We start from the raw sequence: 25,613 nt of genomic DNA on the forward strand, positions 1-25,613 counted from the left end.
TGAATATGAGCAAGCAGTAGTGGATGATCAAAGCCGGTTAAAGACAATTGATGACTTTATGCTCAATAGCGAAGTGCCGCTAGATCTTGATGATTTAATGATGGTGCTCGCAGAGGCATACAAGGTGCCGATCGCACTCATTGGCGTCGTCGGAGAGTTTGAAGAAACCTTTAAAGCACACTACGGAACCACTCTTTCTAAAGTCACTCGTGAACATGCGTTCTGTAGTCACGTTGTTGAAGAGCGCAAGCAGGTGGTTGTTAGCAACGCGCAAGAAGATCCACGGTTTATGCATAATCCTCTCGTCACCGGAGAACCTCACATTTGTTTCTACGCAGGAACGCCGATCGAGATAAATGATCAGGTAATCGGTGCCGTATGTTTAATTGATACCGTGCCAAGAGAAATAGACGCAAAACACTTAGAAGTTTTAGAGAGAATAGGTGCTTTGGTTAGTCAGCATATTTCGCTTTCAAGAGAACACGAAGCGCTTAAACGCGAGCACGGGCTTATTGAAAAGTCTCCTATTGTGTTGGCAACGTGGCGCTATGATACGTCGTTGAGGCTGGTGTATATCTCGAAAAATAGTGAGCGTGTATTGGGAGTTTCACCCCAAGATTTGCTCACTGGAACGGTGGCATTGAGTGAGGTGCTGTCTGAGGAGGCGGAGGGTGATTTTACCTTTGCTATGCAGGCCCACATGGAAGGTGTGGAAACGCACACCTGCCGTCTTCAGATAAGGACGCCAACGCGTACTATTTGGGTGAGCATGATATCAACGGCAAATTTTCGCGAAGACGGCATGTTGTACTCGGTTCAAGCATTTTTGTTTGACACTAGTGACCAAAAGTATGTGGAAGACAAGCTCAATAAAACCAATCAGCGGATGCGTTTATTACTCGAGGCTTCAGAGTTAGGAACATGGGACTGGAACTTGGCCGCCGATGTTAATCAAGTCAACAAGCGCTGGTGCGACATTGTTGGTCTTGAGTATGAATACTATGACAGTGGCTCCCGCTTTTTTAGACAGCTCATTCATCCCGCGGATTACGTCAAAGTTGAAAAGCAGCTCAACATGCATCTAATTGGTAAGAGCAAAGTCTTTAACACCACATTTCGCATGAAACACACTGATGGCTCTTGGGTTTGGGTTGAAAGTTATGGGAAAACCGTTGAGACAGATGCCCAAGGTAAGCCGGTTCGTATAGCAGGTATTCATAGAGATATAACGCAACGAATGGAAAGCGAACTGCATGAGAGAAAGAAAACCCAGCTCCTTCAATTTATCAATAAAACCCGGGCATCATATCTCCAAAACAATGACTTGACGATGGCGTGTCAGTCCGTATTGGCCGAACTCATAGATATCTCAGATAGCCAGTTTGCCTTCGTCGGCCAAATGAAAGGAGCCGGTAGCTCATCTAGACTTTTCATTCATGCGATTTCTGAAATTGTTTGGGATAACAGTAGCTTTTCTCAATATGCAGAATACAAAAAACGAAACCTCTACTTTAGTAACTTCGACAACCTTTTTGGAACCTCAATTTTAACGGGAGAAGTTACCATTAGTAATGCGCCAAACAGTCACCCTAATTCCAAAGGTGTTCCGCACGGTCATCCGCGCATTAGCCGATTTTTAGGCCTACCTATAAAAGTGAAAGATAAAGTAGTGGGAATGGTCGGTTTAGCGAATAAGTTTGATACCTACACTGACGAAGATGCTGAGTTTCTACAGCCCTTTTTAGATGCATTGGCTGGCTTGTTCTACGCAGTAGAGCTTGAGGAAGCCCGAGCCGTTGCTGAAGAGAAGCTTAGGCATTTGGCGATGACTGATTCTTTAACGGGCCTTTATAACCGACGCGCGTTCCTTGACGAGTGCATCTCATTTTCAAAACAACATTGTCGTGGATGTGTTGCTATCGTCGATATTGATCACTTCAAAAAAGTAAACGATACCTACGGTCACGATGCTGGAGATCAGGCGCTTATTGCTGTTGCGAGAAAAATAGCTAAACATAATCAAACGCCAAATGTCGTGGCTCGATTAGGAGGAGAAGAGTTTGCAATAGTCATGATAGGTGACAAGAAAGAAGAGATCCATAGGCAGCTAGAAGCACTGCGCATTGCTGTTGAAGAAGGAAGGGTGACCTACAAGACAGACACGATGAATTTATCGATCAGCGTTGGCGCAACATTTATCAAAGACACCTTTGAGGCGGATTTCAGCGCCCTCTTATCGCTTGCTGACAAGGCGCTGTACAGAGCCAAGGAGCAGGGCAGAAACCAAGTCGTATGGGATGAATAATAATAGTACGTGGCTTCGCCTACATTAAATATAAGCGTATACGCTCAAGGCGCTGTTGCTAGATTGATAAAGTTAAGTTATAAAAAACGAATATTTTATTAAACTTAATAATTAGGCTTGTTTTGAGCTTTTAACTAAAAAGCCGACATGCCTTTTAAATCAGGGACGATGTATGAAAACTTCGCGCTTGGGTTTTTCTGGCCTTTTTTCTCTTTTAGCTCTAACTGCGTGTGGTGGTGGAGGTGGCTCTGATTCTTCTCCACCTACAAACCCACCACCTCCACCTGAGCCGACAGCACTAGAAATTTTATCAAATCCTTTAGATTACTCAGAGTCACGACTAAACTCGGCGGCAACCACCTATGCTGATGCGAACTACAGTGGAGAAACGAAAGTCTCTACTGTGGATATCAGCGCAGTACAAGAGGTTTACATCACGCTCTTTGGTGACAATACAAGTGGCTCACCCTATGTAGATCAATATGATATCTACACCTTCCTAGATGAGAACGGCAACGTTGAAGGTACGACCGAGTGCTATGAATCAGGATCAGTAACATACTCAGGTAAGCTTGATGAAGACACGGGTAAAGGAACGATTACTGTAGACTATGATCAGTGCATTCAATATTACGACTCCACTCGGTATGACGGACAATTTTCGCTAGTTATTACTGACGCAGGTGAAAACAGCTCCGAAGTAACGTCTTATTTCACTACTTTGTCTATGCTAGACGGTGGCGTGCGCACAACATTAAAAGGCTACTTAAGTGTTGATTTTCGCTACCGCCCACAAACAGGTACGTTTTATGAAGAGACGAGGCAGTATCTTACTGTCACGCACAATGGTGAAACTTACAAGGTCAGTGGCACATCAGCAGAAGGGGTGACAAACAACACCTTCGTGTCTGAACTTAATGGTTCAATCTACATTGCGTCTAAAGGCAAATTGGACTTTGCATATTCTTCTGATCAGGGCGACCTTCCCTATTCGTCATCTGGCTCGCTGGTCGTAAAAGGAGATAAAACGGCTGGAATTGACGTTATTGATGGCGCTGTTCGCTATGGCGAAGATAACAACGGCGATGATATTTACGATGTAGGTGTATACTTTAATAATCTAACAGCGTTTGCCAGCGGAAATCATACTGGCCTTGCGCTTTCAGATATCGATGCGATATCCGTACCTCCTGTAGTGAATCAGCCTTATTACTATGCCTATGAGACTGTCTATACCACAGATGAAGTCACCGTTGAGCCTGGCTACTATCATGATTCAGATACTCCCGACTCAGAGCTGGTGATTTCGTTTCGCTGGTATGTAAATGGTGTAGTCCTTGACGATGTTAATGGTACCACGCTGCCACCTTACAGCGCAGTCTTCGGTGATGAAGTTAAAGTTACCATGGTGGTGTCAGACGGTATTAACGTTGTTGAATCCCAGCCTACTTTCGTTGAGATCGGCAATTCTCCTATGACGCTCACTGCATCGAATATGCCTGAAGTAGTAACTGCGGGCGGATACGTAGAGTTTACCGTATCGATGAGTGACCCAGACAGAGTTGACGATGACGTCGCGGGAGAGCTTATTTCAGCGCCTCCCGGTGCTTCGTTAAATGCGGAAGGTCTGATGACCTGGAATGTACCTGCGAATCAACTTTTCAACGCTCAAACTTATATGTTTAGTTTCGCTAGCTTAGACGGAACTGAATCCCAACAAACGCTCGAAATCACTTCTTATGCGGACAAGGCCCCGGCTTATGCTCGTACTACTGTGATGACACCAATTTATAATCACGGCTTTGCTATTGCTTCGACCAATGGTGTAAGTGAACTTATCACGGTAAATGCTCGCAACGTGGGCGGATTTTCGCTAGAAGGCAATACGCTTAAAAATACCTATGTGTATCCGTATAAACTGCCAACTAAAGGCGAAATTAGAAGCGTGCATACCCAAGATGTTGATGGTGACAATAATGATGAAATCTACCTTCTTACTCAACAGGGATTGTCTGTAATAAAAGACCGCGAAAGTAACGCAGAAGCGGTGTTTATTATTGAAGATAGTATTATTTCTGGCTTATTTTACGACATCAATGGTGACGGAGTTGATGAAGTTGCTTATTTATATGGGAGCGAATATTACAATGCGACTTCTATTGCCATTGTAGATGTTCGCACAGGTGAGCAGTTGCAACAGTACGATATTGACGGCGTCAATAACCTTGCTTTTGGTAACGTAGATGATGACGCATCGATAGAAATGGTAACGAACAATGGTTATGTATTTGATATCGAAAGCGGTGCCAACCAATGGCTATACGGTAGCGGGTTCAGCGACGCATTTGTTGTGCTGGGTGATATGAATAACGATGGTGTAGATGAAATCATCGGTGCCGATAGTTGGAATGATATCTCAATCTACTCAGCAGTATCGAAAAGCAGTTTGGCAACGGCGGAACATGGAGACATTTGTGATATCGCCTATAGTAAAGAAAGCCCAGCTACAGAAGGAATAGTGGTTGTCTCCGAGTGTCAGTGGGGACAAGTTAGAGGTTTTGCATTAGAAGCGGGACAAATCTCTGAGCAGTGGGCTCTTAACCACAACACTTACAGTGGCATGTCACTTCTCATTGACGATTTAGACAATGACAATGTGGACGACATTATTTGGACTGGTGATAATCAAATTTTAGTAGCGCAACAAGATGCCAACGGTGAATATGCCTTGTCAGATATAAAAGGTGCGCCGCGCGCGAGTAGATATCATGCCGCGGGTTGGGCACCTTATGGCGATAATGATGAAAGAGCCGTCTTTGTTAGCGATACAAGTAGTTACGAATCATCTATTCAGATTTTATCGGTAGATAAAGAGGATAACTTTGCGATAAGTGCTGAGGTTGGCGAAGATGTCTATAACTATAGCAAACCGGTCGTTACAGACTACAACAATGACGGTGTGGGTGAGTTACTAATAGGGGCACTGGATTATAGTTCGTCGTTTAATGTCGTGAGACTTACAGATAACGCTATTCAGTGGACACTGAACAATAATCAGAATAGTGAAATTTCGTTTATTGAAGCCATTGACGTAAATAACGACAGTTACGCCGATGCAGTTATTATTGAGAACAATCGACTTAAAGCGTTTGATATCGAGAATCAGGTGCTTATCGACTCAATCATTAACGATTTTTCAATTAATGCGCTTGCTGCCTCTGAAAAAGACGGTGTGCATTATTTTGCTGTTGGGGGCTATAGTTCGCTCAAGCTCTATAAAATGCAGGATGGTGAATTTGTTGGATTGAATGAATTGGAAACCAATTGTGACCAATTGCTCACGGTAAATTTTGATAGTGATAGCGAACTTGAATTTGCGTGTTTAAATAGAAACTACAACACCATCAATGTTTATGACGTGGCGAGCGATGCATTAGAACTCAAAGACGCTATAGCACCGTCATTCTACCCTCAGTATATAGCGGCTGTTCCAACGACGTCGTCTAATCAGTCGATTCTCGCTATCTACCAGCCTAACGAGAATGACTATTCGTACAATTATTATGACAGCATCGCATATCGCGTGGTTGAGGTTGATAATAAAGGCAATGTGGTGTGGCAAAGCCCTGGACTTGGGCTCGATAATGTTGAAGGCATGCGCACACGTCAAAATAGTGATGGGGAGCTGGAGTTACAAATTAGTAACCCGAACATGGCTCTTCTCGTAAAATAAGAGGAAAGCACTTGTCGTAGGCTATTGCAGATCGCAAAAGACGCGGCAAGTGCTTGTTATTTAGTTTTAGGTGTATATACTTACAGGAACTGTATGAACAGACAGGTCTTTTATGCGCCCACTCACAGCTCGACAAACCGAAGTTTTAGAACTTATTAAAACAACCATGTTAGAAACGGGAATGCCGCCTACTCGTGCGGAAATAGCCCGTCAGCTTGGCTTTCGTTCTGCTAATGCAGCAGAGGAACATTTGAAAGCATTGGCGCGTAAAGGCGTGATTGAAATTTTGCCTGGTACGTCTCGTGGCATTAAGCTCAATATCCCTCTTGATAACGACGCACAAGAAGAAGAAGGCCTACCGTTAATTGGGCGTGTTGCAGCCGGTGAGCCGATCTTGGCGCAAGAGCATGTTGAATCGCACTACAAAGTCGATCCTGCACTGTTTCAACCCCATGCCGACTTTTTGCTACGCGTTAACGGTATGAGCATGAAAGACATTGGTATTTTAGACGGTGATCTTCTCGCTGTTCATCGCACCACTGATGTACACAACGGTCAGGTGGTTGTGGCGCGTGTAGATGAAGACGTCACCGTAAAGCGTCTAGAGAAACGCGGGCGTGAAGTATTGCTTCATGCTGAGAATGATGAGTTTGCACCAATAAAAGTTGATTTGGCGACTGAACATTTTGCGATAGAAGGCATTGCGGTGGGTGTGATCAGAAACGCTGACTGGATGTAGTATTTTAGCTTGTTTGTATAAAAGCGGCGCGTTAGCCGCTTTTTTTATGTCTTTTGTTCCTGTTTTTTTCCTCAATCTGCCAACTTAGGTTTTATCCTGCCCAGCAAACCTGTTGGTTTTCTGCGCGCTTATTTTTATCATTACTCACGTTATTCTTTCTATGAATGCTTCAAGTATTTTCCATTTTTTATTTTGAATTTTGTTTGAAATCGACATTGAGTAATCGATTACTTATTGATTTCTTAACTAGTTAGTCGAGCATTTACTTTAACCCCGTGTTCAAAATGCCTGTTTGATTCCAAGGGCATCTCACAGCAATGGCTTTCTCTTTTTGCACGTGAAATCCCCCGCGACCATTTTAGTAAATGATTAAAAATTAACCACTTCGTTAAATTTTTAATAGAAAAGACTAGACGGCACGACATTATTGCGCAATTCTTATACAGAGATTAACAAAATAATAACAATGGCTCTAAATTTGTTTTACAAGTTGAGGTTATGGGTCAATCGTTCGCAAACCATTTGGTAGGGCATCGCGCAAATTAATCAGCGTCTTTGACCACGCCATTACGGAGGTGCTGAGTGAAACAACTAACGACCGTTTTCGTAAAATGGTGTTCTAGTATACCAATTTTGCTTTTTTCCCCTTTGCTTTTTGCGCAAGAAGCAAGCGAAGAAGCCTCTTCGCTTAATTTGAGACGCGGTGCTACCGACATCAGTGGGCAGGTATACGACCTCCATATGTTGATGTTCTTCATTTGTGTAGGTATCGCGGTTGTAGTTTTTGGCGTGATGTTCGCCTCAATGTATCTACATAGAAAGTCCCGTGGCGCCAAGCCAGCTAATTTTCACGAAAACGTGAAGGTTGAAATTGCTTGGACCGTTATTCCTTTCCTTATTCTTATCTTCATGGCGGTACCCGCAGCGAATACTCTAATTGCTATGGAAGACACGTCTGAGCCTGACATGACGGTGTTAGTAACAGGCTCTCAATGGAAATGGCATTACAAGTACATGGATAGCGATGTAGAGTTTTATTCTTTACTCGCCACTCAGCGCGAGCAAATAGAGAACAAATTCCAGAAAACAGATAACTACCTGCTTGAAGTTGACCGCCCTCTGGTTATTCCCACAGGTAAAAAAGTACGTTTTCTTATTACTTCTGACGACGTTATCCACTCTTGGTGGGTTCCTGACTTTGCCGTGAAAAAAGATGCCAACCCCGGCTTTATTAACGAGTCTTGGGCCAAGGTGAATGAGCCGGGTATTTATCGCGGACAGTGCGCAGAGCTTTGTGGTAAAGACCACGGCTATATGCCGGTTGTGGTAATTGCTAAAGAACCCGCCGAGTTTGAAAAGTGGATGGGCGAACAAGAAGAGATTGTTCGTAAAGCAAAAGAAGAAGAGCAGCGTCTACTTTCTATGAATATGTCTATGGATGAACTGATGAAAGAGGGCGAGCGAGTATACAACGCAACGTGCGCTGCTTGCCATATGCCAAATGGTGAAGGTTTACCTGGCGTGTTCCCGGCATTAAAAGGCAGCAAGATGGCACTAGAAGATCAGCAAGGTCACATTGACATCGTGCTGCATGGAAAGTCAGGAACAGCCATGCAAGCGTTTGGAAAAATGCTAAGTCTTAAGGAAATTGCCGCCGTAGTCACTTACGAGCGAAATGCCTGGGGCAATAAAACTGGCGATATGGTTCAAGCCAAAGATGTCAACGCAGTGGCAAACGGAAACTAGGAGCAGACAATGAGCAAAGCAACTGAAGTTATTTCGCCAGATACCTCTGCGCCTCATGACGGTCACCTACATGATGACCATGAACACCACGATCATATTCCTAAAGGGATAACGCGTTGGTTGTTTACCACTAACCACAAAGACATAGGCACACTTTACCTGTGGTTTGCCTTTATTATGTTTTTAGTTGGTGGTGCGATGGCCATGGTGATCCGCGCTGAACTATTCCAACCCGGTCTACAAATTGTAGAGCCAAACTTCTTTAACCAAATGACTACGGTACACGGGCTTATCATGGTATTTGGTGCAGTAATGCCAGCCTTTACTGGGCTCGCAAACTGGCTTATTCCCATGATGATCGGCGCCCCTGACATGGCGTTACCGCGCATGAATAACTGGAGCTTCTGGATTTTACCAGGTGCCTTTCTCATTCTATTGAGCTCGCTCTTTATGGAAGGCGGCGGCCCTGCTTTTGGATGGACTTTCTACGCGCCCCTTTCAACGACTTACAGTGGCGATTCGACAGCGTTGTTTGTGTTCTCTGTTCACATCATGGGTATTTCATCCATTATGGGTGCGATTAACGTGATTGTGACCATCTTTAATATGCGTGCGCCAGGCATGACCTGGATGAAAATGCCGCTGTTTGTATGGACGTGGCTTATCACGGCATTCTTGCTGATTGCGGTAATGCCAGTGCTCGCCGGTGCGGTTACCATGGTGTTAACTGATAAGTTCTTTGGCACGAGCTTTTTTGATGCTGCTGGTGGCGGCGACCCGGTTATGTTCCAGCATATTTTCTGGTTCTTCGGGCACCCTGAAGTGTACATTATGATCTTGCCCGCTTTCGGCATTATCTCGCAAATTGTTCCTACCTTCTCTCGAAAGCAGCTGTTTGGATACGCGTCTATGGTTTACGCCACGGCGTCGATTGCGCTGCTCTCTTTTGTTGTGTGGGCTCACCATATGTTCACCACGGGCATGCCGGTGTACATGGAAATGTTTTTCATGTTTGCCACCATGCTTATCTCGGTGCCTACTGGCGTAAAAGTGTTTAACTGGGTAGCGACCATGTGGCGCGGCTCACTGAGCTTTGAAATGCCAATGATGTTCGCTATTGCCTTTATTGTGCTGTTCACCATTGGTGGGTTGTCAGGGCTAATGTTGGCGATCACGCCCGTGGACTTCCAATATCACGACACTTACTTCGTTGTAGCCCATTTCCACTATGTACTGGTAACTGGCGCGGTCTTTTCCATCATGGCTGCGGTGTATTACTGGTTGCCTAAATGGACGGGAAAAATGTATGACACAGCTTTAGCTAAATGGCATTTCTGGTGCTCACTGGTATCGGTCAATGTGTTGTTCTTCCCTATGCACTTTGTGGGTTTGGCTGGTATGCCACGCCGTATTCCTGACTATGCATTGCAGTTCGCTGATTTTAATAAATGGATAAGCCTGGGTGGTTTTGCATTCGGTTTATCTCAGCTCATCTTTCTTGCCCTGCTTATCAAGGCATGCAAAAAGCAAGGTGAGCCGGTATCAGCGCAAGTTTGGGACGGCGCAGAAGGATTGGAATGGGAAATTCCATCACCCGCTCCTTATCACACGTTTGAAACGCCACCTGTCGTTAAGTAACGGTAGGTGGAGTTGTGAATAGGTCATTCCTTTCAACCGGCAAAAGCCGATGGGAATGACATTCACACATTGCAGGTGGTGAGGGAGATAAACGACTAAACAAGCGTTTACCAACCTTCATCTATGGATTTACCCGGAGGTCACGTGATGTCACAGCAAAGCGCAAACAACAAGATGGTTATTAAACTTGTTGCTATTGTCATTGGCATGTTTGGCTTCGGCTTTGCCCTTGTTCCCTTGTACGACGTATTTTGCGACGTTACGGGAATTAACGGAAAAACCGAAGGCACGGCTGCGGTTTATCAATCGGTTGAGATTGATGAGTCGCGAGAAGTGACCGTCGAGTTTATTACTCGCACAAATACCGGTATGCCCTGGGAGTTTCGTGCTGAAACCAAGCGCGTGAAAGTGCACCCTGGCGAACTTAATACGGTATCGTTTTATGTGAGAAACCCTGCATCAAGCAATATCGTAGCTCAGGCCATTCCCTCTGTATCCCCCGGAACGGCAGCACTGTACCTGAACAAGACTGAATGCTTCTGCTTCAATCAGCAGCCATTAGATGCGGGTAGTGAAGCCTATATGCCCATGCAGTTTTATGTAGACCCTCAGCTACCTGAAGAAATTACGTTTTTTACCTTGCAGTACACACTCTATGACGTCACAGCGCGAGCCAGTGACCTAACGACAACACCGAATCCCTTTATGGCTTCAACACCATCAAATGGCGAATAGGCCGAAGGGGTAAGGAGAAGAAAATGCAACCCGAAGTACAGAATCACGAATACCAAAAATATTATGTACCCGCACAAAGTCCATGGCCCATCGTAGGGGCCGTTGCTCTATTTCTTATCGCCGTAGGTGCGGGCAATTATGTGGTGCAAGCAACCAAAGGTGAAACAGGCTATGGCGGTCATATCCTTTTAGCGGGGATAGCAGTATTGCTCGTTATGCTTGTAGGTTGGTTTAAAAATCAAATAGACGAATCTATGGCAGGGCTTTACAGCGATCAGCTGGGGCGTTCATATCGACAAGGTATGAGCTGGTTTATCTTTTCAGAGGTGATGTTTTTCGCTGCGTTTTTCGGCGCCCTCTACTACGCGAGATTTATTTCCGTTCCGTGGCTGGGCGGCGCATCGAACAACGCTATGACCAATGAGGTCTTATGGCCGACCTTTGAGGCCATGTGGCCGCTGGTGTCAACGCCAGGCGGCACTTCCACACAGGAAATGAGTGCTGCGGGGTTGCCCACAATCAACACGGTTATCTTGCTTATCTCATCTATTACACTGCACTTCGCTCATGTGGGACTAGAGCAAAACAAACGCAAACAGCTAACCCTAATGCTGGGTATCACTATCTTACTTGGATGTGGGTTCTTGTTCCTACAGGTAGAAGAGTACATACATGCGTATCGCGACTTGGGGCTTACGCTTCAGTCAGGCATTTACGGCAACACCTTCTTTATGCTCACAGGGTTTCACGGCATGCATGTGACCCTTGGCACCATCATTCTAATTGTACTGTTTTTTAGGGTCTTGAAAGGCCATTTCACGCCTGAAAACCACTTCGCGTTTCAGGCGGGGAGCTGGTACTGGCACTTTGTAGATGTAGTGTGGGTCATGCTCTACATCTTTGTTTACGTACTTTAAAAGGAATCCCCAAACTCAGTAAGGCCTTGGGTTTGGGGTAATTAAACCGGTACCAATAGCGATAAGAATAATAATAACAATGACGGCAGAAGTGAGCACGCGTCGACCAATGTACTTACTCATAGGCCCTTTTGATGTGTCGTTTTTCATCATGATTCGCATCGCCATGAACAAGTTCACAATCATGTACAGCACCAACGCAACAAGGACTATTTTTATCAACATATTCACCTCTGTTTTTATTCTAATTTTGCATGGTGCGAAATAATCATGTTTTCTCGCACTCGCCACGTTATTCCTTGGTTACTCACGGGCTTTAGTGTGGCGATTATGTGCGGTTTAGGGTACTGGCAACTTGATCGCATGGTCCAAAAGCAACAACGCTTAGCTAGCATAGCGCAAAAGCAAAGTAATGGAACCTTGAGTTTAGAAGAGGCGTTGTCTCATGATGATCCTCGGGATATTACCGTATCGTTCAGCGGCGCAATAGACGCTAACCATGTGTTGCTATTAGATAATCAGATTCACAATCAGCGGGTGGGTTTCGATGTCATCGTACCGGTAAATACCAATGTCGGGTGGCTCTTGGTTAACTTTGGCTGGGTGCCTGCGCCAGACTTAACGCGCACGCTACCGGATATAAGTTTTACAAGCCAAACGCGCGAATTAATCGGCGTGCTTAGCGTGCCGGGTAACAACCCCTTAGTGAAAGAAACCAACATGGCTTTGTCGCAAAGCCCCGCGCTGGTACAACACATAGAATTCCCTGCACTAAGCAACGCCTTAGAGCGCAAACTTTTACCCTTTATTCTTCACCTTACCACGCCTGACCCCGCGTTTATTCGTGAACATCAGACCGTCGTAATGTCTCCTGAAAAGCACCTTGGCTATGCAGTTCAATGGTTTGGTTTAGCTATTGCCGCTGCAGCCATTGGCGGCTTTGCAATTAGTAAGAAAGGACGTAGTTATGAGTAATGCTGCTTCGAAAAAAACATTAATTATTATGGTAGCCGTGTTTGTTTTACCTGTTGTTTTGGCAAAGCTCGCACTTGATAACGATTGGTTTACTAAAGGCGCGACAAATAAAGGTCAGCTGCTCGCGCCGACCATCGACATGAGTGCGCTTTTAGAAAACGCGGAACCTAAATGGCGTTTGTTGTATGTGATGCCAAGTAAATGTGACGCAGTGTGCGAGAACGCACTTTTTAGCATTAACCAAGTGTGGCTTGCGCTAGGTAAAGAATCGGACCGTGCTCAAGCAGTGGTCGTTACTACCGCTTCAAGCGACCAAACTGCGATAGCCGCGCTAGAAGACTACCCTTTTGTCGAAACCTTACCCGTTACTACACCAACGGCGCTTGCCTCTAGCAGTGTTTATATTGTTGATACGCAAAATAACGCCATGCTCTTTTACGACATTAAAGACGATAGAAAAGACGCCGTGATGGAAAGCCGCAACATGCTGGCAGATATGAGAAAGCTCCTAAAATTATCGCGTATAGGATAATGGCCATGAAAAAATTAACCCTATTCAGTATTTTTTTGGCGGCGGTCGTTATTATTCTCGGTGCGTATACGCGTTTGACCGACGCGGGGCTAGGATGCCCCGACTGGCCTGGATGCTACGGTAATTTAACCGTGCCTTTGAGTGAGGAAAAAGTGGCACAAGCCAACGCTGCTTTTCCCGAACGTCCAGTTGAGGCGTTTAAGGCGTGGAATGAAATGATTCACCGCTATTTTGCAGGAACGCTGGGGCTGTGTGTTCTGGCTATTGCCATTATTGCTATTCGGCAGCGCGACAAAGGAATGCCCGTTAAATTACCTCTGTTACTGCTGGGGCTTATTATCTTCCAGGCAGCACTTGGTATGTGGACCGTGACGCTCAATCTGCTTCCCGTCGTAGTTATGGGGCATTTGCTGGGGGGCTTCTCTGTACTCTCTTGCCTGTTTATTCTCTACCTCCGCTTGCGCAACACCGCAGGCGATGCATCGAAAACTAAACAAGCGCCCATAGCGTCAGCTATGCATGATCAGGATATTACCGACTTACCTCAAGCCAAAGTCTTTCAACGAAACCTTAAACTTTTCGCCTTCATTGGGCTTGGCGTGCTTGTTACCCAGATTGCTCTTGGTGGATGGACTTCTGCCAATTATGCTGCGTTGGCCTGTACGGAAATGCCGGTCTGTGAAAGCGGTTGGCAGGAAAGAATTGATTTGGCAGGTGCATTCAGTGTGCCTGATGCAGACAACTATGAGTTTGGTGCTCACGATTACGGCGAACGAGTTACCATGCACATAGTGCATAGGTTCGGCGCGGTCATCACGTTTTTATACTTGCTAGCACTAGGTATAAGTGTGTTGGTAAGCCGCTACACCACAAGTAAACAAAAATATGTGGGTGCGTTTATGTTGGTAGCATTGTGCACGCAAGTGGCATTAGGACTTAGCAACATTATCTTTATGCTGCCACTGGCTATCGCTGTAATGCATAACGCGGTCGCAGCCGTGTTACTTCTCTCCCTACTCAACCTCATTTTTACCGTATTTTTGGCACTAGAAAACGATAACGTCTTCGGTACAGAAAAACGAAATACAGGCTCATTCTCAGGTTCGAAACCACTGCAGGGTGCAGGTGCATTTAGCATCCACGAAGCGCCTTTGCACGACCCTTTAAACGCGTCAACGTCTTCTCATATTCTCCCTAAAGCTCCAGGAGGTTTCCATGGCTAAATCGGTCTCTTTACATGCGCGCACTTCACGTCAGCACAATGTAGTCACGTGGCGAGATTACTATGAAATGACTAAGCCTAATGTCGTCATGTTGTTGCTGTTAACCGCGTTAGTAGGCATGTGTTTAGCTACGCCTTCGTGGGTAAACGCAACCGTACTTATCTGTGGCTTATTGGGTATTGGTATGTTGTCTGCGTCTGCTGCGGTTATTAATCACGTTGTCGACCATAAGATAGATAGTGTGATGGCGCGTACTTTTAATCGCCCCGTCGCAAAAGGCAAGGTTAGCGTAAACAACGCGCTGTGGTTTGCAGGCGTTTTAGGTGTGGTTGGATTTGTAGTGTTAGCTCTTTTTGTGAATATGCTAACCGCGTGGTTAACCTTAGCAAGTCTAGTAGGCTACGCGTTTATCTACACGATGTATTTAAAGCGAGCGACACCGCAAAACATCGTGATTGGCGGTTTAGCAGGGGCTGCTCCACCGCTTCTAGGTTGGACCGCGGTTACAGGGGAAATACATGCCCATGCCCTGCTTTTAGTGCTGATTATCTTTACCTGGACGCCGCCGCATTTTTGGGCGCTCGCTATTCATAGAGAAAAAGATTACGCCAAAGCGAAGGTGCCCATGCTGCCGGTAACCCACGGTGTGTCATTTACGAAAACGTCAGTGTTGCTGTATACAGTATTGTTGGGGCTTGTATGTTTGCTGCCCTATCTTACAGGCATGAGCGATCTCATTTATTTGATTGGCTCAAGTGTGCTTAACATTGGGTTTTTATACTATGCATTAAAGTTAAAATTCGATGCAGAGCCACAAACTGCAATGAAAACTTTTAGGTTTTCAATTATTCATCTCATGGTATTGTTTGTCGTATTACTCTTAGATCACTACATACCACTGAGTTTATGAATCAACGAACTACCGTCGGCCTTGTTGCATTTTTAGCGCTATGTGCAGGCATCGTAGGGGCGCTGTATATCGCGCCCCCAAATGTTGAAAGTCAGCCTGAATACTTTCAGACTTACCCAGAGCCGAGAGCATTATCACCGTTTTCACTTACATCTCATGAAGGTGAAGTGTTTGATAATTCGTCGCTTGAAGGGCAGTGGAGCTTAGTATTTGTGGGCTATACCTTCTGCCCCGATATTTGCCCAACTACCATGGCTGAACTGAACGGCATATATCCTGAACTAAAAGCATTAAATAGTGTCGAACCTATTCGAATTGTTTTTGTATCCGTTGATCCAAATCGCGATTCAATTGAAAGACTTTCAGAGTATGTGAGCTATTTTAATGAGGAGTTCATTGCCGTAACTGGAGAGCACAAGGCGCTATTCCCGTTTGTACGTAATTTAGGAATGATGTATGCCATTGCTGAAAGTACCGATAACCCCAACTATTTAGTTGATCACAGTGCATCTGTCGTACTTGTCGACCCTGAAGCTAGGGTGATAGGAAGATTCAAACCAAAAAGAGAGCCAGGAAAGCTATCGATAAGTGATTCCCAGCAAATATTGGCTGATATGCCAATAATAATCTCGAAGCAGTAATATGGAAATCAAAATAAGGCAAGGTGTGGCATCTGATGCTGCGCAAACTACGCCGCTTATATTGAATGCGGCGCAGTCTTTGTTAACGTCTATTTTTGGACAAAATAAAAATAAAACAGCTGAGGGCTACCTGTCTCATGCATGGGAGCTCGGTGGCGGGCAATATGGCTTTAAGAATCATTGGGTGGCGTGTAGCGGCGACGAAGTACTCGGTGTTGTGACCTCTTGGCACAGCAAACTTGGTGCAACATTTGATAGGGCGACCCTTGATAGCATCACATCGTACTTTACCCTCGATGAGGCTATGACAGTGCTCATGCGCAATCAGACCGTGGCCATCAATCTTACGCCGCCTACTAATACCGAACTCATGATAGGCCATCTGTCTGTTGAAGAAAGTGCCCGTCGAACGGGCGTGGGAACGATACTGGTAGATGCTATGCAAGCGCGAGCAGAAAAACTGAACAAACGTAAAGTGGTACTAGATGTTGAAGTGTCGAACGTGCCAGCCATTCGTTTCTATCAGCGTCATAGTTTTGAGGAAGAGTCGATAAATAAAGGTTTTATTCGATTTTCTAAACCTGTATAGGTAAGCGTTTCCTTATATAAGTGCGAGCCCAATCGATATGCGCTCGCGCTCAAGCCTAGATGTGCCTTATCGACATGCCCTAGTCTGGGTAATTGCCGTTCTCATCTGCCACAAAGAAAGGCGTAGAGTACCAATAATAACGCCCTGATTGCGCATTAGACGGTGCTGTACAATTCACACGTGAACGTCCTACTGGAAGCGTTTCATCGAGGGTAAACGTAAGCACATTTTCTTCTAGGCTAGTCTCGATAGGGTCGCCGCCGAAAAAACAATTTACTTGTGTAAGGCGAACATCGTCACTGTCTATCGTTAAACTAATGGGCGATGACAGGTTTCGCGCTGTCATACGAGGGTCTTTATGTGAACTTTGCGTCACTGGCATGGCAAGACTATTAAGCTTGGTCTTTAGCGTTGCCAAATTGGCGTAAGGACCGGCCGCGGGGAAGCGCGGTAGTGCCTGCATGTCGCTAGATGGGCCCACAGCCCCGGAATGCTGCCCGAATCCTATGTAACCTTCAGCTTTGAGCTTCCTAGCGAGCGCCGTATTGTACTCGCCAAATGGATAGGCTAAATATTTAAAACTGATATCTAATTTATCTTCTATCTTCTTTTCAGCACGTGCTACGTTTTGCCATACTTTTTCTAACCATGCGCGTTCTCCCATTTCCTGCTCACCGTTTAGCATATGAAGGTGGTCTAGCGTGTGGTTGGCAAAAACAACGCCATCGTTATGCATAGCAATAACTTGCTCCCATGTTAGCTGCTTAGGACCTACGCCGATTTCATCAGGGTTGATAAACACGGTATAGGGAAAACCTAGGTCAGCCAGTATTGGGTGAGCATTGTCTAAAATGTTTGCGTAGCCATCGTCAAACGTAATCGCAACTGCATTTTCTGGCAGTGTAGTGTTGTGTTGTATCGCAGAAACAACGTCCTGAAGCGAAACAACAGTGTGGTGTGCGTCCAAGTATTCCATGTGCGATTTAAAGGCTTCAGGTGAAATACTGGTACTGGCTGGTGTTGAAGACGACACATGGTGATAAAGCAAAATGGCGGCGTTAGGCGAGGTGCTCACACTAGAGTCGATGTTATTACCACTTTGTTCCTTTGTAGTGGAAGTCGCATCAGCAACAGGGTTTGCATCTGAGCTTGAAGCAATGCTAGGTGAGACCAACAAAACATTGAAAATTCCCGCAAGCATTGAAGATAAGATCTTCAAACGCGTACGACTCGTCGTTCTATTTTGAATTACATTGTTGGTTTTCATATCATCATCCACTGAGTGCCTAATCAAATTCAATAGCATGGTAAACTCCAAATAATGCGACTTGGCCAATCTTATACATGGTCAAGCTGGTACGCATTTCACTTATGCCGCTGCATAGGTTGATAGTATATAGCGAAATTAACCCCTACTGAGATCATTTATGTCCCCTGCCCAACTAACTCAGCGCTCCTTTTTTGACGACCATTCCCGTCTGTTGGCGTTAGCGCTTCCCATGATCTTAGCGAATATTACTACGCCTCTATTAGGTTTGGTGGATACCGCGGTTTTGGGACACATGTCTTTACCAGCCATGCTTGCAGGGGCTTCGGTGGGCGCACTTATCTTAACGCAAATATACTGGGTGTGCGGGTTTCTTCGCATGTCATCAACAGGCTTGAGTGCACAAGCTAAAGGCTCACCGAACAATACATTAGAGTCAGCAAAAGTGCTGTGGCAAACGGTGGCGGTTGCTCTAGTGCTGGGGGCTGTGGTACTTGCTCTTCAATCTCCTATCTTGTCTATAGGTTTAGCTTTAACTCAGCCAAACAGTGAAGTTGCCCTGCATCTTCAAGACTATTTTTCGACGCGGGTATGGGGCGCACCAGCTGCCATGCTTAATCTGGCATTAGTTGGATGGTTAGTAGGGCAGCAAAAAACGCGCAGCGTCATGGCTATTCAAATTGTGGGAAATTTATTGAATGCGGGACTCGATGTAGTGTTTGTGTTCGAGCTTGGTTTGTCTGTAGCTGGCGTGGCGCTGGCCAGTGTTATCGCTGAGTATACCATGGCTATAATGGCGCTAGCGGTGGCGTTTAAGCGCGTTGGCGGTGTCGCGGTGAGTGCATCGTGGTTTAACCGTGCAGCTCGGAAGGTACTGATGAAGCTTAACGGTGACATGCTATTACGTAACTTAGCATTACAGGGCTGCTTAGCGTTTCTCACCATTCAAGGTGCACGTTACGGGGAAACGTCGGCGGCCGTCAATGCCATACTCATGCAGTTCTTTGTTCTTATTGCATTGGGACTTGATGGCATAGCCTATGGGGTGGAAGCGCTGGTGGGTGAAGCCAAGGGGGCGTCAGACAGCAGCGAAGTGAAACGACGCACCTACCAAGGGTTAGTCTGGTCGAGTATTTTTGCCCTTGTTTATAGCTTGATATTTTTCGCTGGCGGTGAGGCCATTATCGCGCTGCTTACCGAACATAGTGACATTGTAAAAGCTGCGCTACCTTATCTTGGTTTAATGGTATTACTTCCTCTATTAGCGCATTGGTGTTTTTTGTACGATGGCGTATTTGTTGGCCTTACCCGAGCCAGCGCAATGCGAAATACCATGATAATTAGTGCACTAGGCGTGTACTTCCCCGTTTGGTATCTCACCAAAAACCAAGGTAATGTCAGCCTGTGGTACGCCCTTCTTGCCTTCTTGCTCGCCCGGGGCGTGACATTGGCTTGGAGCTTTTATCGGTTAAATAAACGCGGTGAGCTAGCGATACCGCAAAGCTAGAGTTTTATAATGCTTCGCTGACCTTACTTAGGGAAGGCGTGCTGAGCACGCTGCCTCTCTCAGTTTTTCTAGGGCATCATTCAGTATTATTCTTGCTACTGTGTTTTTTTCGCGGTTCTTTTTTGCACAATGATAATAGTATGTAGTTCAGGGTGCTGATCGAATTCAACGTGACGAACAAACCCGCCTGCTTCAATCAATATTTCTATGTATCTATGTAGCCCCAGCGAGGCGTAGTAGACTTCTGGACCCATCACTTCGTTTGTGTGTTGGCCGCTTTCATCTGTACCCCCACAGCTAAAAAGCAACACTCCGTCATCGTCTAAGTGAGCCACTAGCTTCTTAAGCAAAGGCTCTTGCTGCGTTAGGGGAATATGCCAAAAGCTATCCCAAGCGCTAATAAACGAATAGTGCTTGGGGATAGTGAATGTACACACGTCGGCGCAATAGAAGGTATGAGCGGGTAATTGGGACGTCGCAATGGCCAGCATATCTTTGGAAACATCAATGCCTTCGTAAGCTAGCCCTGCGCTTTCGATAATCGGAACAAAACGATTGGTGCATCCGCAACCTATGTCTAGTGCGTAGCCTCGTTTCTTTGGTTTGTCTTTATTGCTCGCTTCGCCCTTACCAAGCGCTTCTCCCTTATCAAGCGCTTCGCTGGGCACCGTATCAGGCTCTTGTGATGGGGTGTCCGCTAAAAATGACAATGCTTTTTGGTAGGCGGTTAACCCATTTTTCTGATTAAATTCAGGACGAGTCCAAAGGTGTGTAATGGTGTCGTAGGCCTTGCCAGTTTCTTCAGGTGTCATATTCCCTCTGTTAGCTGCGCTTTTACTGGTTCAAGGTTAATTCATCTAGCAACAATGTATAGTGCAAAGAAGAGAAAAGGCGAAACCCGTTTAGGATATTGAGCGGCCAGACAGTAACACCTATGTAGTTTCGTTTGGTTAGGGCTTATATGTAGACATAACTAGGCATTACCCAAAACGCTATTACTCAAAGTGCTATTATTCAAAGGGCTTTGGGCCAAATAGACAGCTAAAAGTGAATAGCCTGCAAAAAGAGCGTGATCATTTAAGCAGGCAGCACTTGAGCTATTTTCTTACGATGTGCGTGGCACAGAGCTTGTTGCCTGCTGGGTCTCGCAGATAAGCAAGATACAGCTGGCGTTCCCCATTGCCTCGAATACCCGGTGGGTCCTCGCATGGCACGCCCCCATTCTCGCTTCCTACTTTATGCCATTCATCAACGATGTCTGGTGTTCGAGCGGCAAGGCCGAGTGTGGTGCCATTACCGTGTGTGGCAGCCTCTCCGTTAATCGGCTTTGTTAGCGCTAAAATACCTTTCGGCGTATAGTAAAAAACCCGTCCGTATTCATCAAAAACGCCTGGTTCGTATCCTAATACTCCTAAAATAGCATCGTAGAATTTTTTTGATGCTTCAAGGTCGTTCGCACCAATCATTACGTGGCTAAACATAGCTGTGTCCTCTGAAAATAGTAGGGCCAATTCCCTTTTATCAAAGTTAGGTTATGTGTGTTTCGCTACTTACCCTTTGCTAACGCTTTAGGGAGCTAATGCAAAATCTACCGCAGCTGAAGCATGAATAGCGGTAGTATCGTATAACTTAACTTTGGTGTGATGTTGTTGAACTAATAAGGCAATTTCTGTGCAGCCTAAAATGATGCCTTCAGCACCCTCGGCCGCCAGTTCATTTATAATGTCAATATACGCGTTACGGGATTCAACACAAATCACGCCCTTGCATAATTGTTCATAAATAATGTTATGAACCGTGTCTCGTTGTTGGGCATTTGGAGTAACAACCTCAATGCCAAAAATCTCTTTAAGGCGGGATGTATAAAAGGTTTGTTCCATGGTGAAGCGGGTGCCCAGTAGCCCAACTTTCTTAACCCTATCTTGTTGCAACACGCACCCCGTAGCGTCGGCAATGTGAATAAGTGGAATAGTGATCTTCTGCTCTATGTCAGCTGCTACTTTGTGCATGGTATTGGTACAAATTAATATGGCTTTTGCCCCCGCAGTTTCTAAGTGCTTCGCCTCGCGGATCAGTATATCGGCGGTTTTATCCCATTCTCCTTTATGCTGAAGCTGCTCTATGTGGGCAAAGTCAACGCTGCTTATTATCAGCGGTGCGCTATGAAGGCCGCCAAGTCGAGCATTTACACCACGGTTTATGGCTTGATAGTAACTGACCGTTGATTCCCAACTCATTCCGCCAAGCAGGCCCAGCTTCTTTGTTGTATTCACCACAGCTCCCTTTTATTTTGTTAGGCACTTTGCGCAACCTCTAATCTACCTATAACCTGAGACGAGCGCTAGGCGAACATAAATGAACGGGAGACAGCTGCGTAATGTAGAGTATGGCGTATGGGTAAAACTGAGTGCAAGCGACTGGCTTACATAAAGAATAGGGCAAGAAGATATGGCGTAGAGCCGGAAGTAATCAGAATTTAGGCGGCGGCTTTTTGTTTTTCATAAAAGAAAAGCGCTGAATAAAAATTCCCCAGTAACCCAACATGGCGATAGCGAAACCGACAAATAATATAAGAAGGCTCAGGTAATGCAGCGTGATATGAAGTTCACTTAAGGTAAACAACAGCAAGACGCCGACAACGAAAATAGATAGACCTATTTTGAATCGTTGCCAGCTTTTGTGAATGTCTTGCTTTAGCATGAGATAGTTATCGAGATATGCACTTAAGCAAGTGCAATATTACGCTTAGTAGTAAGAGTGCTCACCCGCTTGGTGCTCAGTCGCATCGCGCACGCCCTTAAGCTCGCCAGCGAATTGCTCGACCATTTGCTTCTCAATACCTTCTTTAAGCGTTACGTCTACCATTGAGCAACCATTGCAGCCGCCGCCGAACTGAAGTATGGCATAGCCATCGTCAGTCAGTTCTGTCAATACAACATTGCCACCATGGCTCGCTAACTGAGGATTGATTTCCGACTCAATCATATAGTTAATTCGCTCAATTAATGGTGCGTCGTCAGACACTTTACGCGCTTTTGCATTAGGTGCTTTTAAGGTTAACTGTGAGCCCATTTGATCGGTAACGTAGTCAATTTCCGCTTCCTCTAAATAAGGCGCGCTTTCTTCATCTACGACCGCATCGAAACCATTAAATGGCAAACGGGTATCTGTTTCTTCAACCGCGTCTGGTGGGCAATAGGACACGCCACACTCAGCCGACGAAGTGCCCGGATTTACGACGAATACACGAATATTCGTGCCAGACTCTTGTTTACTCAACAGTTTTACGAAGTGAGCCTGGGCTTCTTCTGATATAGTTATCATCAGCAAGTCCTACATATTTTGAAATTTGGATTATTGTATCAAATTTACCTGAGTAAAACAGTCAGGTATTAATTAAATAAATTATTCCAGTGAATCGAATTTGTTGAGAGGCGTGCACATCGACACTATTCTCAACCATAACAACAAGACGGGAAGCGCTATGTTCGCGAAATTGCATTACACCGCCAAAAAGAATCCATTCTCACTCGTTTCATTATTAGCCCTTGGTACCATCGCCTTTGGGGCAACAGCCAGTCAGAAATCATTAGCACAACCCGCCTCTGCTTCAACTGTTACTATTGCACCTGATGTAGGCGGGCAGCCGGTGACAGCATACTTACCTGACACGGTATCCTACAACCCAGCTATTCCCACGCCTGAATCGATACTAGGCGCCAACATTGGCGAGTGGCATGTGCGTCACGACCAAGTCGTCAATTATATGAAACTACTTGCCGAGAAGTCTGACCGTATCACCATTGAAGAAACCGGCCGTACTCACGAAAACCGCCCACTTCTGTTACTGACAATCACAGCGCCCTCAAATAGAAACAATATTGAGGCGATGAGGCAGCAACACATTGATGCAATGGAAAGCGGCAAGAAAGTAGGTAGCGATGCTCCCCTTATTTTCTACATGGGCTACAGTATTCACGGTAACGAGCCTTCCGGAACCAATGCTTCACTTGCGTTGGCTTATTATTTGGCCGCGGCTGAAGGTAAAGAAATTGATGCCTTGTTGAATAACAATATTGTGCTGTTTGATCCGTCTTTCAACCCCGACGGGCTTTCTCGATTTGCTCAGTGGGCAAATATGCACAAGGGCAAGCAGCTGGTTTCTGACAGTCGACATCGTGAACACGATGAGGGGTGGCCGTCAGGTAGAACAAATCATTACTGGTTTGATTTAAACCGCGACTGGCTATTGCTGGCGCACCCAGAGTCGCAGGCGCGAATTAAACAGTTTCATAAATGGCGCCCACATATCCTCACCGATTTTCATGAGATGGGGACAGACAGCACCTATTTTTTCCAGCCTGGTGTGCGCTCGCGTAAAAATCCACTGACGCCTGATGAGAACGTAACGCTAACTGAAGCGCTTGCCCAGTATCATGCTGCCGCGTTTGATGAGCAAGGGGAGCTCTATTTTACCCAAGAAGCGTTTGACGATTTCTACGCAGGCAAAGGCTCGACCTACCCAGATTTACACGGCAGTGTGGGTATTCTTTTTGAGCAAGCAAGCTCACGGGGCCACATTCAGGACTCTATTAATGGCAAGCTTGCCTTCAAAGACACCATAGCAAATCAAATTACTACGTCTTTAAGCACTTTTAGAGGCGCATTGGCAAATAAGGCTGCTATTCTCGATTATCAATCGGGTTTTGTTAAGAGCACACAGTCACTGGCTGAAAAGGATGAGCAGGTAGGTTTTGTTGTTAGTGCATCGAATGACACAGCTCGCTTTAACGCATTTGTTGCATTGCTTGAACAGCATCATATTAATTACGAGGTGTTAACGAAAGATGTTGAGGTAAGCAAAGTTCGCTATGGTGCAGGTAGCGCGATTTATATTCCTTCAAACCAGCCTCAATACCGTTTAGTAAAGTCAATTTTCTCTACCCAAACCTCGTTTGAGAACAACACGTTTTACGATGTATCAACGTGGAATTTGGCTTTGGCTTTCAATTTGGATTACGCGCCTCTAGATAGGGGCGATGCGCGAAGCCTAAAACTTAGCGACAGCACCGCACTTGCACAACCAACACTTAACGATATCCATCCAGATGCATACGCGTATGCGTTTTCATGGCAGCAGTACTATGCGCCAGCCATGCTGCAAACGCTATTGGAAGCAGGCGTGAAGGTACGCAGCAGTGAAGAAGCGTTCTCTGCTATTAAATATGACGGGAAAAACGTTGAGCTTCAGCCTGGCAGTATTATTGTGCCTAAAGGTTTGGGTCAGCCAGAAAACCTGGCGGCTATTTTGCGTGAAGCGCAACAGCAACTTCAGGTGCCTGTGTTTAGTTTGCGCAGTGGGTTAACACCCACTGGGCACGATTTGGGTAGCCGGAGCATGGCACCTGTTACCTTGCCACAGGTGTTAATAGTGGGCGGCGAAGGCACCAGTGAATACGAAGCAGGTGAAATATGGCACTATTTCGACACAAAAGTGGGGCTGGCTGCCAGTATTGTTGAGCAACAACATCTGACAAGCGCGCTTAATGATCCGAGCGTTACTTATACGCACCTTTTATTCCCTAGCGGTGGATATCGCTTTACCGAAAGTGAAAGAACTCAAATTGAGCAGTGGGTGAAAGCCGGTGGCGTGATCGTGGGGCAGAAATCCGCGTTGCGTTATTTCGCTCAACATAAATGGTTAGACGTAGAAATTGTTAGTCGAGAGAGTATTGATAACGCGTTCGATGAAAGCGAACTCAGCTATAAAGATGGCGCATCGTTATACGCCAGAAAGTTGGTGGCTGGCGCTGTGTTTGAAGCCAATATCGACAATACTCATCCATTGTTCTACGGCTATGATGACGACACACTGCCCATGTTTAAAACCAATAATATGATAGTGGAGGCCAGTAGCTCACCCTTTATAACACCTGCACGCTACACTGATGAGCCTCTCATGGCTGGGTTTAGTGACAAAAGAATGGTTGCGCTAATGGCTGAATCAACTGCTGTGACGACTCAAAAAATGGGGCGCGGCGTTATCATTGGCTTTACCGACAATACGCAGTTTAGAGGGTACTGGTATGGCACGAACAAGATGCTGGCCAATGCAATCTACCAGTCTCACTTTATTCGCTAAATCAGCTTGAAAGG

The 25,613-nt window shown here is 45.6% G+C and carries 21 protein-coding genes; 15 read left to right on the forward strand and 6 right to left on the reverse strand.

Features of this window, described 5'->3' with window-relative positions:
- Positions 1-19 precede the first annotated feature (19 nt).
- From ACFI6L_RS07455 to ACFI6L_RS07485, 7 genes are all read left to right on the forward strand, one after another.
- Positions 20-2,305: a sensor domain-containing diguanylate cyclase gene (locus tag ACFI6L_RS07455; RefSeq protein ID WP_342324175.1), complete on the forward strand. Its 2,286-nt coding sequence runs from the start codon at positions 20-22 to the stop codon at positions 2,303-2,305.
- A gap of 172 nt (positions 2,306-2,477) precedes the next feature.
- A complete protein-coding gene (locus tag ACFI6L_RS07460; protein ID WP_462573698.1) occupies positions 2,478-6,038 on the forward strand; it encodes a COG1470 family protein in 3,561 nt (1,186 codons plus the stop codon).
- Positions 6,039-6,150: 112 nt separating this feature from the next.
- The gene (gene lexA / locus ACFI6L_RS07465; protein WP_014951387.1) at positions 6,151-6,777 is read left to right on the forward strand and encodes a transcriptional repressor LexA; all 627 of its coding nucleotides are present in this window, start codon (positions 6,151-6,153) and stop codon (positions 6,775-6,777) included.
- 582 nt (positions 6,778-7,359) lie between these two features.
- Positions 7,360-8,523 carry a cytochrome c oxidase subunit II gene (gene coxB, locus ACFI6L_RS07470; RefSeq protein ID WP_462573699.1) on the forward strand — a complete coding sequence of 388 codons (1,164 nt, stop codon included), beginning with the start codon at positions 7,360-7,362 and terminating at the stop codon, positions 8,521-8,523.
- 9 nt (positions 8,524-8,532) lie between these two features.
- Complete coding sequence (gene ctaD / locus ACFI6L_RS07475; RefSeq protein WP_014951385.1) at positions 8,533-10,161, forward strand: cytochrome c oxidase subunit I; 1,629 nt, start codon at positions 8,533-8,535, stop codon at positions 10,159-10,161.
- A 147-nt stretch (positions 10,162-10,308) separates the two neighbouring features.
- The gene (locus ACFI6L_RS07480; protein WP_014951384.1) at positions 10,309-10,896 is read left to right on the forward strand and encodes a cytochrome c oxidase assembly protein; all 588 of its coding nucleotides are present in this window, start codon (positions 10,309-10,311) and stop codon (positions 10,894-10,896) included.
- Positions 10,897-10,919: 23 nt separating this feature from the next.
- Positions 10,920-11,813 carry a cytochrome c oxidase subunit 3 gene (locus ACFI6L_RS07485; RefSeq protein ID WP_239238989.1) on the forward strand — a complete coding sequence of 298 codons (894 nt, stop codon included), beginning with the start codon at positions 10,920-10,922 and terminating at the stop codon, positions 11,811-11,813.
- Between the two features lie 15 nt (positions 11,814-11,828).
- Here ACFI6L_RS07485 and ACFI6L_RS07490 read toward each other — a convergent pair whose 3' ends face one another.
- Positions 11,829-12,038 (reverse strand): DUF2909 domain-containing protein, encoded by a 210-nt coding sequence (locus ACFI6L_RS07490; protein WP_039221374.1) that lies wholly within the window; start codon positions 12,036-12,038, stop codon positions 11,829-11,831.
- 45 nt (positions 12,039-12,083) lie between these two features.
- Between ACFI6L_RS07490 and ACFI6L_RS07495 the strand changes: the two genes are divergently transcribed.
- Genes ACFI6L_RS07495 through ACFI6L_RS07520 form a run of 6 tightly spaced genes read left to right on the forward strand, consistent with a single transcriptional unit; the run spans position 12,084 to position 16,683 of the window.
- Positions 12,084-12,788 carry an SURF1 family protein gene (locus tag ACFI6L_RS07495; protein ID WP_239238992.1) on the forward strand — a complete coding sequence of 235 codons (705 nt, stop codon included), beginning with the start codon at positions 12,084-12,086 and terminating at the stop codon, positions 12,786-12,788.
- A complete protein-coding gene (locus tag ACFI6L_RS07500) occupies positions 12,781-13,320 on the forward strand; it encodes a hypothetical protein (RefSeq protein WP_014951380.1) in 540 nt (179 codons plus the stop codon). The genes ACFI6L_RS07495 and ACFI6L_RS07500 overlap by 8 nt, the downstream gene beginning before the upstream one ends.
- Before the next feature lie 5 nt (positions 13,321-13,325).
- Positions 13,326-14,543, forward strand: a complete 1,218-nt coding sequence (locus ACFI6L_RS07505) for a COX15/CtaA family protein (RefSeq protein ID WP_239217864.1) — start codon at positions 13,326-13,328, stop codon at positions 14,541-14,543.
- Positions 14,536-15,453: a heme o synthase gene (gene cyoE, locus ACFI6L_RS07510; protein WP_014980735.1), complete on the forward strand. Its 918-nt coding sequence runs from the start codon at positions 14,536-14,538 to the stop codon at positions 15,451-15,453. The genes ACFI6L_RS07505 and cyoE overlap by 8 nt, the downstream gene beginning before the upstream one ends.
- Positions 15,450-16,094, forward strand: a complete 645-nt coding sequence (locus ACFI6L_RS07515) for an SCO family protein (protein ID WP_014977801.1) — start codon at positions 15,450-15,452, stop codon at positions 16,092-16,094. The genes cyoE and ACFI6L_RS07515 overlap by 4 nt, the downstream gene beginning before the upstream one ends.
- A gap of 1 nt (position 16,095) precedes the next feature.
- Positions 16,096-16,683 (forward strand): GNAT family N-acetyltransferase, encoded by a 588-nt coding sequence (locus tag ACFI6L_RS07520; protein WP_371342175.1) that lies wholly within the window; start codon positions 16,096-16,098, stop codon positions 16,681-16,683.
- A 79-nt stretch (positions 16,684-16,762) separates the two neighbouring features.
- Here ACFI6L_RS07520 and ACFI6L_RS07525 read toward each other — a convergent pair whose 3' ends face one another.
- Entirely contained in the window at positions 16,763-17,989 is a 1,227-nt protein-coding gene (locus tag ACFI6L_RS07525; protein WP_371342174.1) for a polysaccharide deacetylase family protein, read from the reverse strand.
- A 121-nt stretch (positions 17,990-18,110) separates the two neighbouring features.
- Between ACFI6L_RS07525 and ACFI6L_RS07530 the strand changes: the two genes are divergently transcribed.
- A complete protein-coding gene (locus tag ACFI6L_RS07530; RefSeq protein WP_371342173.1) occupies positions 18,111-19,457 on the forward strand; it encodes an MATE family efflux transporter in 1,347 nt (448 codons plus the stop codon).
- A 95-nt stretch (positions 19,458-19,552) separates the two neighbouring features.
- Here ACFI6L_RS07530 and ACFI6L_RS07535 read toward each other — a convergent pair whose 3' ends face one another.
- From ACFI6L_RS07535 to nfuA, 4 genes are all read right to left on the reverse strand, one after another.
- On the reverse strand, positions 19,553-20,269 hold the full coding sequence (locus tag ACFI6L_RS07535; protein WP_239239001.1) for a class I SAM-dependent DNA methyltransferase: 717 nt from the start codon (positions 20,267-20,269) through the stop codon (positions 19,553-19,555).
- 285 nt (positions 20,270-20,554) lie between these two features.
- Positions 20,555-20,938, reverse strand: coding sequence for a VOC family protein (locus ACFI6L_RS07540; RefSeq protein WP_014951372.1), 384 nt, complete (start codon positions 20,936-20,938; stop codon positions 20,555-20,557).
- A gap of 87 nt (positions 20,939-21,025) precedes the next feature.
- Positions 21,026-21,730 (reverse strand): aspartate/glutamate racemase family protein, encoded by a 705-nt coding sequence (locus ACFI6L_RS07545; protein ID WP_014951371.1) that lies wholly within the window; start codon positions 21,728-21,730, stop codon positions 21,026-21,028.
- A gap of 472 nt (positions 21,731-22,202) precedes the next feature.
- Positions 22,203-22,781: a Fe-S biogenesis protein NfuA gene (gene nfuA, locus ACFI6L_RS07550; RefSeq protein WP_014951369.1), complete on the reverse strand. Its 579-nt coding sequence runs from the start codon at positions 22,779-22,781 to the stop codon at positions 22,203-22,205.
- 160 nt (positions 22,782-22,941) lie between these two features.
- Between nfuA and ACFI6L_RS07555 the strand changes: the two genes are divergently transcribed.
- Complete coding sequence (locus ACFI6L_RS07555; protein WP_156079053.1) at positions 22,942-25,599, forward strand: M14 family zinc carboxypeptidase; 2,658 nt, start codon at positions 22,942-22,944, stop codon at positions 25,597-25,599.
- Positions 25,600-25,613 lie beyond the last annotated feature (14 nt).

Source organism: Alteromonas sp. G4i35 (assembly GCF_054960375.1).